Here is a 13,709-nt window from a genome sequence, read left to right on the forward strand (position 1 = left end):
GCGCCTCCTGGAGTCCTCGCCCCGGCTCGGCAAAAACCTCTGCGTCTCATGACTTCTCCCCGGCCTCGATGCTCATCGCGTGCAGACGCCGTCGAGCGGCTACCATCCCCACCGCGGCCCAGAGCGCCCCCACGACGACGGCGGGCGCCGCGAGCGCGCCCGTAGCGCGGTCGAAGGCGACCTCCACGAGGATCACTGCGGGCTGTAGGGGGTGGAGCCACAGCCACCAGCCGCCGCCCAGCCCCACAAGGGGCAGCACCGGGACGATGAACACCGCGGTCCACAATCCCGAGGGCAGCAGGAAGGCCGCCACCGTGTCGTATCCGGCCACGACGATCACTCCGTAGAGCACCTCGAAGGCGGCCAGTACCAGCACGCTCGCGATCAACGCGGGCCAGTGCCGCGGCGCGTCGCCGGTAACCAGCACCAGCACCGCCGACTCCACCACCGCCAACGCCCCGAGGGAGAGCATTAGAGCGGCCAGGTACTCCTCCTCCCGCGTCGGCGTGAGCGCCCGGGCCGTCAGCACTCCCTCCCCCCGCTCGGTCAGGACCTGCACGGCGGCGAAGTAGAAGCAGGTCACCGTCAATTCGCCAAGGAGAAGGATCGGCCACCAGCGGGTGGCTCTACCCCCGACCCTCGTACCATGCCCGCCACCACCGCCCCGACCAGCACCGCCACCAACCAGTAACCGCCGACCGCCTGGCGCCGCAGATCCAGCAGGAGGGTCGCCGCCGTGCGCCGCACCGCGTGCCTCATGACAGCTCCCGCCCCGTGACGGCACGGAACACCTGGGCCAGGTCCGCCTCCTGGCTGTGGAGGGTGTGCACCCGGCGCTCGCGCAGATCGCGGTGGAAGCCCGGGTCATCCGCCAGGCCGTCGAGGGGAAACACGGACCGGCCCCCGTCCCAGGTCAATACCACCTCACGCCTGCCGTGGCGCCGCCGCAGCTCAGCGGGCGCACCCGTCTCGACGATGGTGCCGTCGACGACGAAGCCGACGCGGTCGCACACCTCCTGGGCGAGGACCATGTCGTGGGTGGTCACGACCACGGTGCAGCCGCGCTCACGTTCACGAGTGATGAGATCAACCATCCGGGACGCGGCGACCGGGTCCAGCCCCGAGCTCGGCTCGTCTAGGAAGAGCAGTTCAGGACGGTGCAGCAGTGCCCGCGCGACGTTCAGGCGTATCCCCATGCCCTTGCTCATGGCCGAGGCGCGCAGGCCGGCGTCCTCTGCCAGCCGAGTAGCTCCAGCAGTTCGTCCGGTTCACGCGTGTCTGCCGGATACATGCGCGCGAAGTAAGCGAGATTCTCTCGCAGTGTCAGGCAGCCGACGGCCACCGGATGCTCAAAGCCGACCCCGACGCGCTCGTACAGTTCGCGCCCCCATGAGGACAGCTCCCGCCCGAGTACCCGGGCGTCACCCGTCGCGCCGCGCAGCTGCCCGGTCAAGACCCGTTGCAGGGTGGACTTACCCGCACCGCTCGGCCCGAGCAGACCGATCACCTCTCCGACACCGACCGTCAGATCGATGCTGTGCAGTGTGGGAGCGGCAGCACCTCGGTAGGCGAATCCGAGAGAGCGGGTGGCGATCGCCTCAACCATGGGCCCGCCCGCCCGTGCGGTTCTGCGGCTGAGGCATCAACGCGGCTACGAGCATGGCGACGACGTCGTCGGCCACCGCCGCGATCTCGGGGCGGTCGAAGGCGCTGCCGTCCGCGGCCGCCTGCTGCGGGCTCACCCCGAACCGGGACACGACGTACTCGGGCACGCCCAGCAATACCCTCTCCATCATCCAGGCGGCGGTTTCGGGGTCCACGTCTGCGCGCAGCTCGCCGCCCGCCTGTCCGGCGGCGATCGCGGCAACCGCCCACCGATGCACGCCCGCATTGACGGTCTCGTCCGAGCCGAGCACGACGGGAGCGTCGGCGGATAGTGCACGCGCAAGCACCGCCCAGCCGCGGGGATCGCGCCGGAAGAAGTCCCGACTGCCCAGGACCATCGCGCGAAGGACCTCGTCGAAGGGCGCCTCGGGCACCGGCGCGTCCTGGACGTCGATACGCGCGTCCATGAGTTCGCGCACCAGGTGGGTGTAGGCATCGAGCTTGTCGTCGAAGTACTGGTAGAAGCTGCCCTTCGAGACGCCGGCGGCGGCCGTGACGCGGTCGACCGATGCCTGCGCGTAGGAGCGTTCCGCGAACTCCGCCTTGAGCGCATCCATTACGCGGGCACGCTTGTCCTGCGTGAGGTTGAAGAACGTGTCCTTGGGCATCAGTACTCCGTCCACATCGATATGACCACCCAGTCATATGACTGTTGAGTCATACGGTACCTGTCGGATATCGGCGCCGCAATACTCTCGCCGCCTGTCCGCCGCAATGCACGAGGGGCCCGCGCCTTACCGGCGCGGGCCCTCGTGAGCGTTCCGGGTGGACGTCACTCGGCGTCGTCGGCGCTGTCCGCGGACGGGGAGGACGCGGAGGAGCCGGAGTCGGCCGAGTCGTCGTCCGCGTCGGCCGGGGAGACGATGACCTCGTCGGCGTCTGCGGCGGCCTGGGCCGCGGCGGCGGCGCTCAGCTCGGCGTCGAGCTCGTCGGAGCCGATGAACTCGGTCAGGTCCACAACCTCACCGTTGGAGTCCTTGACCGTCACCTGACGCAGCCCCATGGCCAGCGACTTGTTGCGGGCGATCTCGGAGACGAAGGCGGGGATCTGACCGGCCTGCTGGGCGCCTGCATGAACTGGGCGGGCTCCATGCCGTACTGCTGGGCGGTCTGCATGAGGAACTCCAGCAGCTCGTCCTGGGTTACGGACACGTCCAGGGACTCGGCCAGCACGTCCAGGAGGATCTGGTCGCGCACGCCGGAGGTGACGTCGTCGCGGATCTCGTCGGCGTGCGGGTCGTCCTCGGCCTTGCCCTCGGCCTGCAAGTGCTGCTTAATCTCGTCCTCGACCACGGACTCGGGCACATCGAAGGAGACCGCGTCGCGCAGCTGCTCCAGCAGGGCGTCGCGGGCGGCAATCGCCTGGTCGCCGGTCTTGCGCTCGGCGGCCTGCGCCCGCAGGTCCTCGCGCAGCTCGTCAACCGTGTCGAACTCGGAGGCCATCTGGGCGAACTCGTCGTCCACCTCGGGCAGCTCGCGCTCCTTGACGGCGGTGGCGGTGACGGTGACCTCGGCCTCCTCGCCCGCGTGCTCGCCCCCGGCCAGCTTGGTGGTGAAGGTGGTGGAGCCGTCGGTCTTCAGGCCGACCAGGCGTCGTCCAGCCCCTCGAGCATGTTGCCCTTGCCGATCTCGTAGGACACGCCGGACACGGAGTCGACCTCCTCGCCGTCGATGATGGCCTTGAGGTCGATGGTGACGAAGTCGCCGGTCTTGGCGGCGCGCTTGACGGACTTGAGCGAACCGAAGCGGGCACGCAGGTTGTCCAGCTCGGTGTCGACGTCGGCATCAGTGATCTCGACGGCGTCCACGGTCACGTCAATGCCGCCCAGCTCGGGCAGCTCGAACTCGGGGCGGACGGTGACCTCGGCGGTGAAGGCGAGCTGGCCGCCCTGCGGGCCGGTGACGTTGACCAGCTCGGTGACCTCGATGTCCGGCTGACCCAGCGGCACGCGACCGGACTCGTTGAGGGCGTCACGGTAGAAGTCGGGCAGCTTGTTGTTGACGGCCTCCTGGATGACGGAGGCACGGCCAACGCGCTGGTCGATGACGCGCGGCGGAACGTGTCCGCGGCGGAACCCGGGGATCTGGACCTGCGAGCCGATCTCCTTGTAGGCGGCGTCGAGGCTCGGCTCCAGCTCCTCGTAGGGGACCTCCACGGTCAGCTTGATACGCGCGGGGTCAAGATTCTCGACGGTGCTCTTCACGGGGTTCTACTCCGAATGTGTAATCGACTGGTAGGTGCGGGGCCGGCGGGCCCCGCGGACGCCCTGGGTTGGCGTCAATTCCGGGCCATCCTAGGGCACGGTCGCGGCCCGGTGACAAATGAGCCCACCCACAGACGGCGGGAACTGCTCACATTCCGCCCCCGGCCGAGGCCGTCGGGCGCCCCGGGTGCAGCGACCGCGCCATGTGCCTCACAGGGATACGACGCCCTCGGCCCGAGCGGTCGTCCGCCGTGCCGCGGCTGGTCCTCATGCCTCCAGACCGATGGGCACGCTCCGCCGGCCCGCCACCTTGGCGAGCGCCTGCTGCGGGACCACGGCGACCTCCCGGACCCCCGCGACGGTACGCCGGTGGACGGTGCGGGCCTCGGTGTCGTCGGCCCCCGTGAAGCGGATCGTGACGCGCGGCCGACCGCGCACGACGTCCACCTGGAAGGCCTCCAGCGTCGTCGAGGCGGTGACGGCGGCGCGGGCGGCGGCCTCCACGTCCTGCGGGCCGTGGCCGGGCAGCAGGTCGGTGACCGTGAGAATGGTGCGGTATGAGGGCATGGCACGAGCCTACGGCGCGGTGCGGACCGTAGAGGCCGCACCCCCGCCGTCGTCCGCCTCAGGCCTTGACCCAGCCGCGCCGCAGCGCCAGGGCGTGTCCGGCGTAGCACAGGGCCACGAAGGGCACGGTCCAGTACAGGGCGGAACGCTGGGAGGGGTCGAAGACGATCAGGATGCAGGACGCGGCCGAGCCGATGAAGGCGGCGATGGGGACCCAGGGGTAACCGGGGGTGCGGTAGCCGAGCTCGGCGGGGCTGTGCCCGGCATCGAGCCAGCGGCGGCGGAAGACGAACTGGCAGGCGGCGATCGCCATCCACACAATCACCACCGCCAGCCCGGAAATGGACACCAGTGCCAGGTAGACGGTGTCGGCGGCCACCACGGAGCTGAGCAGGGCCAGCAGCCCGCCCAACATGGACAGAGCCAGCGCCACCACGGGCACGCCCCGCATGGTGGTGTGGGCGACGATCTTCGGCACGGTTCCCTCGTTGGCCAGCGACCACAGCATGCGGGTGGACGCGAACAGGCCGGAGTTGGCGGCGGAGAGAATCGCCGTCACCACCACGATGTTCATCAGGTCGCCCGCGTGGGGTACACCGATCATGTCCAGCACGGTGACGAACGGGGAGGCGCTCACGCCGGCCTCCTGCCAGGGAATAAGCGCGGCCATGACCACGATCGAGCCGATGAAGAAGACGGTCAGCCGCACCAGGGTGGTGCGGATGGCGCGGGGGATGTTGCGGCTGGGGTCGGCGGTCTCCCCCGCGGCCACGCCGATCAACTCGGTGCCGGAGAAGGCGAAATTGACGGTGAGCATCGTGGTCAAGACGGCCCCGAAGCCGTTGGGAAAGATACCGTCGCGGATCAGGCCTCCCAGGCCCGGGGCGGGCGAGCCGTCGGTCATGGGGATGATGCCGACGATCGCCAGGGTGCCGAGCACGATGAAGGCGATGATGGCGAAGACCTTCACACCCGCCAGCCAGGACTCGGCCTCGGCGAAGACCCGCACGGAGAACACATTGGAGGCGAATACCACCACGATGAAGATGGCAGCCCACATCCACACCGGCGTGGTGGGGAACCAGTGGCGCATGATGGCGCCGGCGGCGGTGAACTCCGAGCCGAGCGCAATGGTCCAGGTCAGCCAGTACAGCACGGCCACCACGAATCCAGTGCCCGGGCCGATCAGCTCCTTGGCGTAGACGTGGAAGGCGCCGGTCCAGGGCATGGCCACGCTCAGCTCCCCCAGGCACAGCATCACCAGGTAGACCAGCAACGCGCCAATGGCGTAGGCGAGCACGGTGCCCAGAGGACCGGCCTGGCTGATGGTGTAGCCGGAGGAGAGGAACAGACCGGTGCCGATCACCCCGCCGAAGGAGATCATGGTCAGGTGGCGCGAGCTCATCTTGCGCTGGAGGCGGTCGTGCCTGCGGGCGGCGGCGTCGGGAGTGGCAACCATGGCGTTCCTGAGGTGGACGGTTCCGGGATGTTCCCGGCTAAGGTAGGTGAGCCGCCAAATACTGGTGGACGGGGAGTCGACAGCAGGGTCGGGAGGCGACTCGGTTTGAGTGATGTGCTTACGAGGTTACTGGCGCAGCGGGGGACGATCGTCCTCGACGGCGCGATGGCGACAGAGCTGGAGAAGCGGGGCGTGGACACCTCCGGGCCCCTGTGGTCCGCACTGGCGATGCGGGACGCACCCGAGGCGATCGCGGAGGTGCACCGCAGCTTCTTCGCGGCCGGCGCCGACGTGGCCACGACCAACACCTATCAGGCGAATCTAGACGCCTACCGGCGCGCAGGCCTGAGCGGCCCGGATGCTGAGAACCTGGTACGAGAGGCGGTGCGGCTGGCTCGTCGGGCTCGCGACGAGCATGCGGCCGCCACCGGGCGCCACGGCCTGGTGGCCGGTTCGGTGGGCCCATACGGCGCCTACCTGGCCGACGGCAGTGAGTACACCGGCGCCTACGCGCTGTCGGACGCGGACTTCCGCGGTTTCCACCGCCCGCGGCTGAGACTGCTGCTTGAAGCGGGCGTGGACGTGCTGGCCCTGGAGACGATGCCGCAGGGACCGGAGATCCGTGCGCTGCTGGGGCTGCTGGCCGACGAGGCAGCTGGGGTTCCCGCGTGGCTGTCGCTGTCGGTGCGCGACGACGGCGAGGCCCTGCGCGATGGCACGCCGCTGGAGGACGTGACGGCGTGGGCGCAGGCCTGCCCGCAGGTGCGCCTGCTGGGGGTCAACTGCACCCGGGTGGAGACGGCGACGACGGCGCTCGGCCTGCTCGCGGATCTCACCAGCCTGCCGCTGATCGTCTACCCGAACTCCGGTGAGGAGTACGACGCCGCCACCAAGACCTGGTCCGGTGACGGCGAGAACGAGGGCGTGCTGGCCCAGGCGCTGCCCGCCTGGAAGGCGCTGGGAGCCCGCGCCGTCGGCGGTTGCTGCCGCACCACCCCGGCGCAGATCCGGGCGCTGGCGGCCGCGGTGGGCGAGCCGACGGCGTAGGCACCAGGCAACGGCGGGGTGAGCGCGCCCGGGTCCCTGCCCACGCCGCCTGCTGCGACACTTTGTACCCTGCTGCGACGTTTTGCACCCTGGCGTGCGGCAAATTCCCATACACCAGGGAGCAAAAGTTCGTATCAGGAGGCAAAAGCTCGTAGTAGACAGCCGAGACACCGCAACGCGAGGACCAGGGCGCCCACTACCGGGTTAGCTGCCGCCAGACGACCACGTACACCACGCACAGCACGATGATCCCGAGGTACCCCAGGAAGGCCAGCACGTGCGCCTTGCGCAGGTTGTGGATGTTGGACACAGTCAGTCCGGGGACCGGAAGCAACCCGATCAGGAGCGCGAACAATGCGGAGGCCGCCCCAATGAAAAGCCCCACGGGAGGGAGCAGGGGGCCGAGTCCAATAGGAAGGACGAGTACGCAGCCCAGCGGCAGCAGGAGTGCGCTCCAACCGATGCAGGCACGAGTATGTCCCTTGCCGAAGGCGTCGTATGACAGCATCATGCAGACGACGCTCAGCGCGAGTACCACGAAACTGACCGGCTTCGCGATGATGAACAGCGGCTCGCCCCGTTCGTCCCGCAAGGCATCTGCCGACGTTGCATAGGTCACCACTATGATCGCGGCGTAGACCAGCGCGACGCCGACGTCCGCCCGCCGAATCCGGTGCAGGCCCGTCTCATGGCGCTTGTCGCCACGCAGCGCACCGATCGCGAGCGCGTCGAAACCGCCCGCAGAGCCCAACACCAAGCCAATGGGCAGCGCGTTCGGGTCGTGTCGATTCACCAGCCCATAGGCAAGGCCAGTAAGCACCGGGATGCCCGACAATCCGAGAGCCACACGGTGTCGCTTGCCCGACAGCAACTCCACACAACCGATCGCGCCCGCCACCGCAATGATGACCAACATTCCGGACAACACAGAGACGACTGTAGGCGATCGCCCGGCAAAGCAGAGCCCGGAGAATCTGCCGATGGTGTTGGGCAGCGAGCCCACGCCGCCTGTTGCGACACTTTGTACCCTGGTGTGCGGCAAATGCCCATACACCAGGGGCAAAAGCTCGTAGTAGAGGCGAGCGGAGCTCGCGGGCATCCTCGTCGTCGGGGTATTCGGCCTGGCGGCCTGTTGCCCCGTCCTCCTCGAAGGTCTCATGAGCAAGCTCATGGACCTTCTCGTCGTCGGGGTGGCGGGATTTGAACCCACGATCTCCTGCACCCAAAGCAGGCGCGCTACCAAGCTGCGCCACACCCCGTGTAAACGCCCGCGACCGCCACCGGAGTCCGGGGCGGCCGCGCGTTCACCGAGCGGGTGACGGGAATCGAACCCGCGCCATCTGCTTGGAAGGCAGAGGCTCTACCATTGAGCTACACCCGCATTGGACGGACCTGCGTCCGCCATTATTGCCGGTTCGTCGCCGGCACTGCCGGGACGGCGGCGATATCAGTACTCGATGAGACCGGTCCGGTAGGCCTTGGAGAGCCGACCGGGCACGGCCACCTTGCGCCCCGCAACGGTGATCGTCTGCAGCTCGGGCAGCTTGGCCTTCCACTGCGAACGGCGATTGCGGGTATTGCTGCGGGACATCTTCCGCTTCGGCACTGCCATGAGCCCGCTCCTCTCAAACTCGTAGGGCCGCCCGGTCACGGGCAACCCGAAGGATAGTTGACCAGGGGTCACCCTAGCGGCTCGCCCGGATTCCATTCCAGCCCAGGCGCCCCACCCAGCGTGTGAGATCAGTCCCGTCCCGACTGCAAACAGCACCGCGCCAACGCCACCGCCGCACCCGAGCCGCTATACATGACGCCATGACCGCCGTTCCACCCTCCCCCGCCGCCAACGCCGTGGTCACGCTGGCACGCGGCGAGCAGCCGGAGACCGACCTGGAGGTCAAGCGCTCCCACTTCCTGGGGCGGGCCGCACGCACCGAGGACGAGGCCGCCGCCCGCGCCTTCATTGCCTCCGTCCGCACCCGCTACCCCGACGCCCGCCATCACTGCAGTGCCTTCACCGTGCTGGTCCCGGGCGCCCAGCCCATTGAGCGCTCCAGCGACGACGGCGAGCCCTCGGGCACCGCCGGCGGCCCCATGCTGGACGTCCTGCGCGGCACCGGCCTGGTCAACACCACGGTCGTGGTCACCCGCTACTTCGGGGGGACGCTGTTGGGCACCGGTGGCCTGGCCCGCGCCTACTCGCAGGCGGCCGCCGATGCACTGAACGCCGCCTCTCGGGTCCGCCTAGCCACCCGTCACCTGTGGCGCGTGCAGGTGCCGGTCGCCGACGCCGGCCGCCTGGAGGCCCAACTGCGCGGGCACAGCGGCCCGCACGACATCGGGGTGGAGGACACGCAATGGGGAGCCGCCCATGCCCTGCTCACCCTGTCCACCCCCACCACCGACGTCGACGCACTCGCCGAGCAGCTAGCCGCGCTAACCGGCGGAACCGCCCATGCCGAACCGGCCGGCAGCCGGGTGGTTGAGACACCCCTGCCCGCGAGCTGAACACGCCCGCAGGCTCTGCACTGGCCGCGGCGCCCGGGCCAAAATGAAGCGCAGTTCACCATACGGATGAATTGACAGCCGCGCCGGCGCGGGCACTACTGTGGCTCCAGCGGACTGCCGCGCGTCAGCGCTCACTGAGCGCCGACGGGATACAGAGAACTTCGTCGCACCAGCAAGAGGAGGACCCCATGACGGCCAAGAGCCTCATGCGCGTGATGTCCCTCTGCTGCTGCCAGTGTCGATAGAGCGCCTGGCCACGACACTGTGCGCGCGTCGCAGCGCGCATGCCCGGCGCTCGGGCGCGTGACGCGCCCTATCCCCACAAATCTTCAAGCGCCTTTCATGCCCCGGGTGTATGCCTGTATGTGTCCCTGCCGGAGCGGCGCACCCGCACACTCAAGACTTAAGGAACAACCATGACCTACGCGAACAACATCACCGAGCTGGTCGGCTCCACTCCCCTGGTCCGCATCAACCGCATCACCGACGGCGCCCCGGCGACCGTCCTGGCCAAGGTCGAGGCCTTCGAGCCCGCCAGCAGCGTCAAGGACCGCATCGCCCTGGCCATCGTCCGAGCCGCCGAGGCCTCCGGCGACCTCAAGCCTGGCGGCACCATCATCGAAGCGACCTCCGGCAACACCGGGGTCGGCCTGGCCATGGTCGGCGCCGCGCTCGGCTACCGGGTGATCATCACCATGCCGGAGACCATGTCCAAGGAGCGCCGCGCCATTATGCGCGCCTTTGGCGCCGAGCTGGTGCTCACCACCGAGGGCGGTGTCGCCGGCGCGGTCAAGCGCGCCGAGGAGATTCAGGCGGTCACCCCCAACTCGGTGCTCGCCTCCCAGTTCACCAACCCCGCCAACCCGCAGATCCACCGCGAGACCACGGCCCGGGAGATCTTGGACGCCACCGACTCCCAGGTTGACGTCTTCGTGGCCGGCATCGGCACCGGCGGCACCCTGACCGGGGTGGGGCAGGTGCTGCGGGAGCGGATCCCCGGCGTGAAGATCTTCGGCGTTGAGCCGCCGAGTCGCCGCTGTTGAGCGAGGGCAAGGCCGCGCCCCACAAGATTCAGGCATCGGCGCCAACGTGGTTCCCGAGGTGCTGGACCAGTCCATCTGGGACGAGCTGTTGCACGTCGAGTCCGACACCGCGCTGACCTATGCCCGCCGCGCGGCCGCGGAGGAGGGCCTGCTGGTCGGCATTTCCTCCGGTGCGGCCCTGGCCGCCGCCTCGCAGATTGCGCAGCGGGAGGAGTTCGCGGGCAAGACCATCGTCACGCTCCTGCCGGACACCGGTGAGCGCTACCTGTCCACCCCGCTTTACGCCGAGTACCTAAACTGACGGCAGGCGCCCGTCCCACTCCCTGTCTGGCGGTTCCGTCAGTCTCGTCTGTACGGCTTTTGTCCTAGGAGCACCATGCACAAGTCCAGCCGGTCGTTCATCGAGCTTGCCAAGGAGGACTTGGCGACCGCCCGGCGGCGTGACCCGGCGGCACGCACGAACCTCGAGGTGGCCCTGCTGTACCCGGGCGTGCACGCACTGTGGGCCTACCGTGCCACCCATCGCCTGTGGCAGGGCGGTCACTACTTCGCGGCGCGCGCACTGTCCCAGGCGGCCCGTGCCGCCACCGGTATCGAGATTCACCCCGCCGCCAAGATCGGTGAGCGCTTCTTCATCGACCACGGCATGGGGGTGGTGATCGGGGAGACCGCCGAGGTCGGCGACGACGTGCTGATGTTCCACGGCGTCACGCTCGGCGGGGTGTCCATGAACCCCGGCAAGCGGCACCCCACCATTGGCAACAATGTTCAGATCGGGGCGGGCGCCAAGGTGCTGGGGCCGGTCACCGTGGAGGACGGCGCGAAGATCGGTGCCAATGCGGTGCTGGTCAAGAACCTGCCCGCCGACCATGTGGGCGTGGGGGTGCCGGCGCGGGCCCGCGATCCGCGCACCGACCCCGAGTTGATGCTCGACCCGACCATCTACATCTGACCGCCCGACGACGGTCTCACCGTCCGCTTCGACGCGCCCCGCGGCCGGCCGGCTCATGCCCGCCCGGTTGCGGGGCGGCGTCGTCAGTGCTGGTAGACGATGCCGCGTTTGACGGCGTCGACCGCGGCATCGTCCAGGAAGTGGCGCACGATCTCCAGGCCGAGTTCGATGGCGGTGCCCATGCCGCGGCTGGTGAGCAGTTCGCCGTCGACGACAACCGCCGCCTCGGAGGTGCGGGCCCCGTGCTCCGCCAGGACCTTCATGAAGCTCGGGTTGGAGGTGGCGTCGCGGCCCTGCAGCAGCCCCAGTTCGGCCAGGATCGACGGGGCGGCGCAGATGGCGGCCACGGGCAGGCCCGCACGCATGCGGGCGGTGACCTCGGCGGTGACGGTGGGGTCGGCCTTGAGGTTGGGGGTGCCGGGGATGCCGCCGGGCAGGAATACCAGGTCGTAGTCGGCCAGGTTCACCTCCGCCAGCAGCGCATCGCAGGTGAGCACCACTCGGTGGGAGGAGGTGACGGTGCGCGAGTCGCCGACGGCCACCAGGTCGGCGCGGATCCCGGCGCGGAACAGCACGTCGACCACCGCGAGCGCCTCCACCTCCTCCAGGCCCGCGGCGATCAGGACGGCGACCTTCTTGTCGGTGGTGAGCTTGCCGGGTGTGGGCATGGTTCCTCCTTGAGTGCGGTAGGCCGGCGGGCCAACGCCTTCAGCGTACGCGGACCAGTCGGGTCATGCCGCGGTCAATGATCGGGCGGGCGGAGGCCGGCACGTACACCGACAGACCCGTCTCACTAACGGGGAACTCGGCACTGCCGTCCCCGCCGATGGTGACCGCCCCATGCCCTCCGATCGCGCAGATCCATCGCTCCCCCGCGTGGCGGGCACCGGCGTACAGGCGCTTGCTGGCGGCCACGCCCGTGGACAGGACGACGGCGAGCCCGGACCCGGGGTGGGCGTCGTCACCCTCGCGGGTGAAGCCGACCAGGTCGGCGGCGTTGAAGACGTCGTGCTGCGGGCCGAAGGCGAGACTGCGGCGCAGGCGCATGAGCAGGGGCAACTCGACGCAGGCGGACAGGTCGCCGGTTTCCGGCGTGCCGAACAGATCACCCCAGAACACGCAGGGGGTGCCGGCCTGGCGCAGCAGGATCAGTGCGTAGGCGGCCGGCTTGAAGCCGGGCTCGACGAACGACTGCAGGGACTGGCCGGGCTGAGTGTCGTGATTCTCCACGAAGGTGATGGCGTGGTCGGGGTCGGCCTCCACCAGGGTGTGCTCGAAAATCTTCGACAGGTCGAAGCGGTCCTTGAAGGAGGCGTGGTACAGCCGGTAGTGCAGCGGGGTGTCGAACATGCTCATGATCGGCTCCTCGCCCAGGTAGGCGCACAGCTCCGCAGCGTCGCGGGACCAGAACTCGCCCACGGCGGGCACCTCCCGGCCGGTGGCCTCGCGCAGGGCGGGCAGCCAGCGGCGGTAGAACTCGCGGCTCATGTGCTTCAGGGCATCCAGGCGCACGCCGTCGACGCCGGTGGTCTGCAGGTACCAGCGGCCCCAGCGGATCAGCTCGTCGGATACGCGCGGGTTGTTCAGGTCGACGTCGGCGCCCATGAGGTAGTCGAAGTTGCCGAGCTCATCGGTGACGTCCTCGTTCCACTCCTTGCCCTCGAACAGCCACACGCCGTTGCGCCGGGTGCGTTCATCCCAGTCGGTGCCCAGGAAGCAGGTGTGGTCCCAGGTGAAGTCCGAGTAGGTGCCGTCCCGGCCGGGAAAGGTGAAGCGGGTCCAGGCGGTGATGGTGGCCGGGTCGGCGATGGGCTTGCGACGGTCGGCGGCGTCGACCTCGGTGGCACACACCTCCTCGGCGCCATCGGCGCCCATCCGGTGGTTCAGGACGATGTCTGCAAGTACGGTCATGCCGGCGGCGCGCAGGGACGCAACGGCGGCGACGTACTCGTCCTTGGTGCCGTACTTGGTGGGGATGGTGCCCTTCTGGTCGAATTCGCCCAGATCGTAGGTGTCGTAGACGCCATAGCCGACGTCGTTGACGCCGGCCTGCCCCTTATAGGCGGGTGGCAGCCAGATGGCGGTGACGCCGGAGTCGGCGATCAGCGAGGCATTGTCCGCAAGGTAGCGCCAGTGGCTGGAGTCGGCGGCAAGGTCCCAGGCGAATCCCTGCAGCAGGATCGGGTTCTCGCGCCCACCGAAGCCAAGGGTCGTGCTGTCGCTCACAGGGGCAGCCTACCGGAGGGGTGCCGCGGCCACCGCGGGCC

General features: G+C 69.2%; 14 protein-coding genes, 2 tRNA genes and 2 pseudogenes. 4 read left to right on the forward strand and 14 right to left on the reverse strand.

The window, feature by feature from the left end; genetic code table 11:
* Window positions 1-46: 46 nt before the first annotated feature.
* The 8 genes and pseudogenes from BW737_RS14630 to BW737_RS14655 all read right to left on the reverse strand — a co-directional run bounded on the left by BW737_RS14630 (window position 47) and on the right by BW737_RS14655 (window position 5,841).
* Complete coding sequence (locus tag BW737_RS14630) at window positions 47-583, reverse strand: fluoroquinolone export ABC transporter permease subunit (RefSeq protein ID WP_420835770.1); 537 nt, start codon at window positions 581-583, stop codon at window positions 47-49.
* Between the two features lie 2 nt (window positions 584-585).
* Complete coding sequence (locus BW737_RS19030) at window positions 586-759, reverse strand: hypothetical protein (protein ID WP_257210904.1); 174 nt, start codon at window positions 757-759, stop codon at window positions 586-588.
* Window positions 756-1,208 (reverse strand): AAA family ATPase, encoded by a 453-nt coding sequence (locus tag BW737_RS19035; RefSeq protein WP_257210905.1) that lies wholly within the window; start codon window positions 1,206-1,208, stop codon window positions 756-758. The genes BW737_RS19030 and BW737_RS19035 overlap by 4 nt, the downstream gene beginning before the upstream one ends.
* The gene (locus BW737_RS19040) at window positions 1,205-1,606 is read right to left on the reverse strand and encodes an ATP-binding cassette domain-containing protein (protein WP_257210906.1); all 402 of its coding nucleotides are present in this window, start codon (window positions 1,604-1,606) and stop codon (window positions 1,205-1,207) included. Before BW737_RS19040 ends, BW737_RS19035 begins: the two co-directional genes overlap by 4 nt.
* Window positions 1,599-2,273 carry a TetR/AcrR family transcriptional regulator gene (locus tag BW737_RS14640; protein ID WP_086614685.1) on the reverse strand — a complete coding sequence of 225 codons (675 nt, stop codon included), beginning with the start codon at window positions 2,271-2,273 and terminating at the stop codon, window positions 1,599-1,601. The genes BW737_RS19040 and BW737_RS14640 overlap by 8 nt, the downstream gene beginning before the upstream one ends.
* A 164-nt stretch (window positions 2,274-2,437) precedes the next feature.
* Window positions 2,438-3,869, reverse strand: a pseudogene (tig, locus tag BW737_RS14645) (trigger factor).
* Window positions 3,870-4,136: 267 nt separating this feature from the next.
* Window positions 4,137-4,436 (reverse strand): FMN-dependent dehydrogenase, encoded by a 300-nt coding sequence (locus BW737_RS14650; RefSeq protein ID WP_086614684.1) that lies wholly within the window; start codon window positions 4,434-4,436, stop codon window positions 4,137-4,139.
* Window positions 4,437-4,494: 58 nt separating this feature from the next.
* A complete protein-coding gene (locus BW737_RS14655) occupies window positions 4,495-5,841 on the reverse strand; it encodes an amino acid permease (protein WP_218961944.1) in 1,347 nt (448 codons plus the stop codon).
* A gap of 168 nt (window positions 5,842-6,009) precedes the next feature.
* Between BW737_RS14655 and mmuM the strand changes: the two genes are divergently transcribed.
* Window positions 6,010-6,942 (forward strand): homocysteine S-methyltransferase, encoded by a 933-nt coding sequence (mmuM, locus tag BW737_RS14660; RefSeq protein ID WP_257210920.1) that lies wholly within the window; start codon window positions 6,010-6,012, stop codon window positions 6,940-6,942.
* 196 nt (window positions 6,943-7,138) lie between these two features.
* Here mmuM and BW737_RS14665 read toward each other — a convergent pair whose 3' ends face one another.
* The 4 genes from BW737_RS14665 to rpmF form a co-directional block, all read right to left on the reverse strand.
* A complete protein-coding gene (locus BW737_RS14665) occupies window positions 7,139-7,945 on the reverse strand; it encodes a hypothetical protein (RefSeq protein ID WP_086614682.1) in 807 nt (268 codons plus the stop codon).
* A 182-nt stretch (window positions 7,946-8,127) separates the two neighbouring features.
* Window positions 8,128-8,201: transfer RNA gene (locus BW737_RS14670), tRNA-Pro, on the reverse strand.
* 51 nt (window positions 8,202-8,252) lie between these two features.
* Window positions 8,253-8,323, reverse strand: a tRNA-Gly gene (locus BW737_RS14675).
* Between the two features lie 66 nt (window positions 8,324-8,389).
* A complete protein-coding gene (gene rpmF, locus BW737_RS14680; protein WP_086614681.1) occupies window positions 8,390-8,554 on the reverse strand; it encodes a 50S ribosomal protein L32 in 165 nt (54 codons plus the stop codon).
* A gap of 200 nt (window positions 8,555-8,754) precedes the next feature.
* Between rpmF and BW737_RS14685 the strand changes: the two genes are divergently transcribed.
* The 3 genes and pseudogenes from BW737_RS14685 (at window position 8,755) to epsC (ending at window position 11,442) form a co-directional block, all read left to right on the forward strand.
* Window positions 8,755-9,447: an IMPACT family protein gene (locus BW737_RS14685; protein WP_086614680.1), complete on the forward strand. Its 693-nt coding sequence runs from the start codon at window positions 8,755-8,757 to the stop codon at window positions 9,445-9,447.
* 416 nt (window positions 9,448-9,863) lie between these two features.
* Window positions 9,864-10,791: pseudogene (gene cysK, locus BW737_RS14690) on the forward strand (cysteine synthase A).
* A 75-nt stretch (window positions 10,792-10,866) separates the two neighbouring features.
* On the forward strand, window positions 10,867-11,442 hold the full coding sequence (gene epsC, locus BW737_RS14695; protein ID WP_086614679.1) for a serine O-acetyltransferase EpsC: 576 nt from the start codon (window positions 10,867-10,869) through the stop codon (window positions 11,440-11,442).
* A gap of 83 nt (window positions 11,443-11,525) precedes the next feature.
* Here the strand turns inward: epsC and BW737_RS14700 are convergent, their stop codons facing one another.
* Window positions 11,526-12,110: a DJ-1 family glyoxalase III gene (locus BW737_RS14700; protein ID WP_086614678.1), complete on the reverse strand. Its 585-nt coding sequence runs from the start codon at window positions 12,108-12,110 to the stop codon at window positions 11,526-11,528.
* A 40-nt stretch (window positions 12,111-12,150) separates the two neighbouring features.
* A complete protein-coding gene (locus tag BW737_RS14705) occupies window positions 12,151-13,668 on the reverse strand; it encodes an alpha-amylase (RefSeq protein WP_086614677.1) in 1,518 nt (505 codons plus the stop codon).
* Window positions 13,669-13,709: the final 41 nt, after the last annotated feature.

Source organism: Actinomyces ruminis (assembly GCF_002154335.2).
In the GTDB taxonomy this organism is placed as follows: Bacteria; Actinomycetota; Actinomycetes; order Actinomycetales; family Actinomycetaceae; genus Actinomyces; species Actinomyces ruminis.

Bases quoted from the DNA above. Each gene is read 5' to 3' on its own strand.
- BW737_RS19030 (WP_257210904.1), bottom strand. From the start codon at position 759: ATGAGGCACGCGGTGCGGCGCACGGCGGCGACCCTCCTGCTGGATCTG.
- BW737_RS19035 (WP_257210905.1), bottom strand. From the start codon at position 1,208: ATGAGCAAGGGCATGGGGATACGCCTGAACGTCGCGCGGGCACTGCTG.
- BW737_RS19040 (WP_257210906.1), bottom strand. From the start codon at position 1,606: ATGGTTGAGGCGATCGCCACCCGCTCTCTCGGATTCGCCTACCGAGGT.
- BW737_RS14640 (WP_086614685.1), bottom strand. From the start codon at position 2,273: ATGCCCAAGGACACGTTCTTCAACCTCACGCAGGACAAGCGTGCCCGC.
- BW737_RS14650 (WP_086614684.1), bottom strand. From the start codon at position 4,436: ATGCCCTCATACCGCACCATTCTCACGGTCACCGACCTGCTGCCCGGC.
- BW737_RS14655 (WP_218961944.1), bottom strand. From the start codon at position 5,841: ATGAGCTCGCGCCACCTGACCATGATCTCCTTCGGCGGGGTGATCGGC.
- rpmF (WP_086614681.1), bottom strand. From the start codon at position 8,554: ATGGCAGTGCCGAAGCGGAAGATGTCCCGCAGCAATACCCGCAATCGC.
- BW737_RS14685 (WP_086614680.1), top strand. From the start codon at position 8,755: ATGACCGCCGTTCCACCCTCCCCCGCCGCCAACGCCGTGGTCACGCTG.
- epsC (WP_086614679.1), top strand. From the start codon at position 10,867: ATGCACAAGTCCAGCCGGTCGTTCATCGAGCTTGCCAAGGAGGACTTG.
- BW737_RS14700 (WP_086614678.1), bottom strand. From the start codon at position 12,110: ATGCCCACACCCGGCAAGCTCACCACCGACAAGAAGGTCGCCGTCCTG.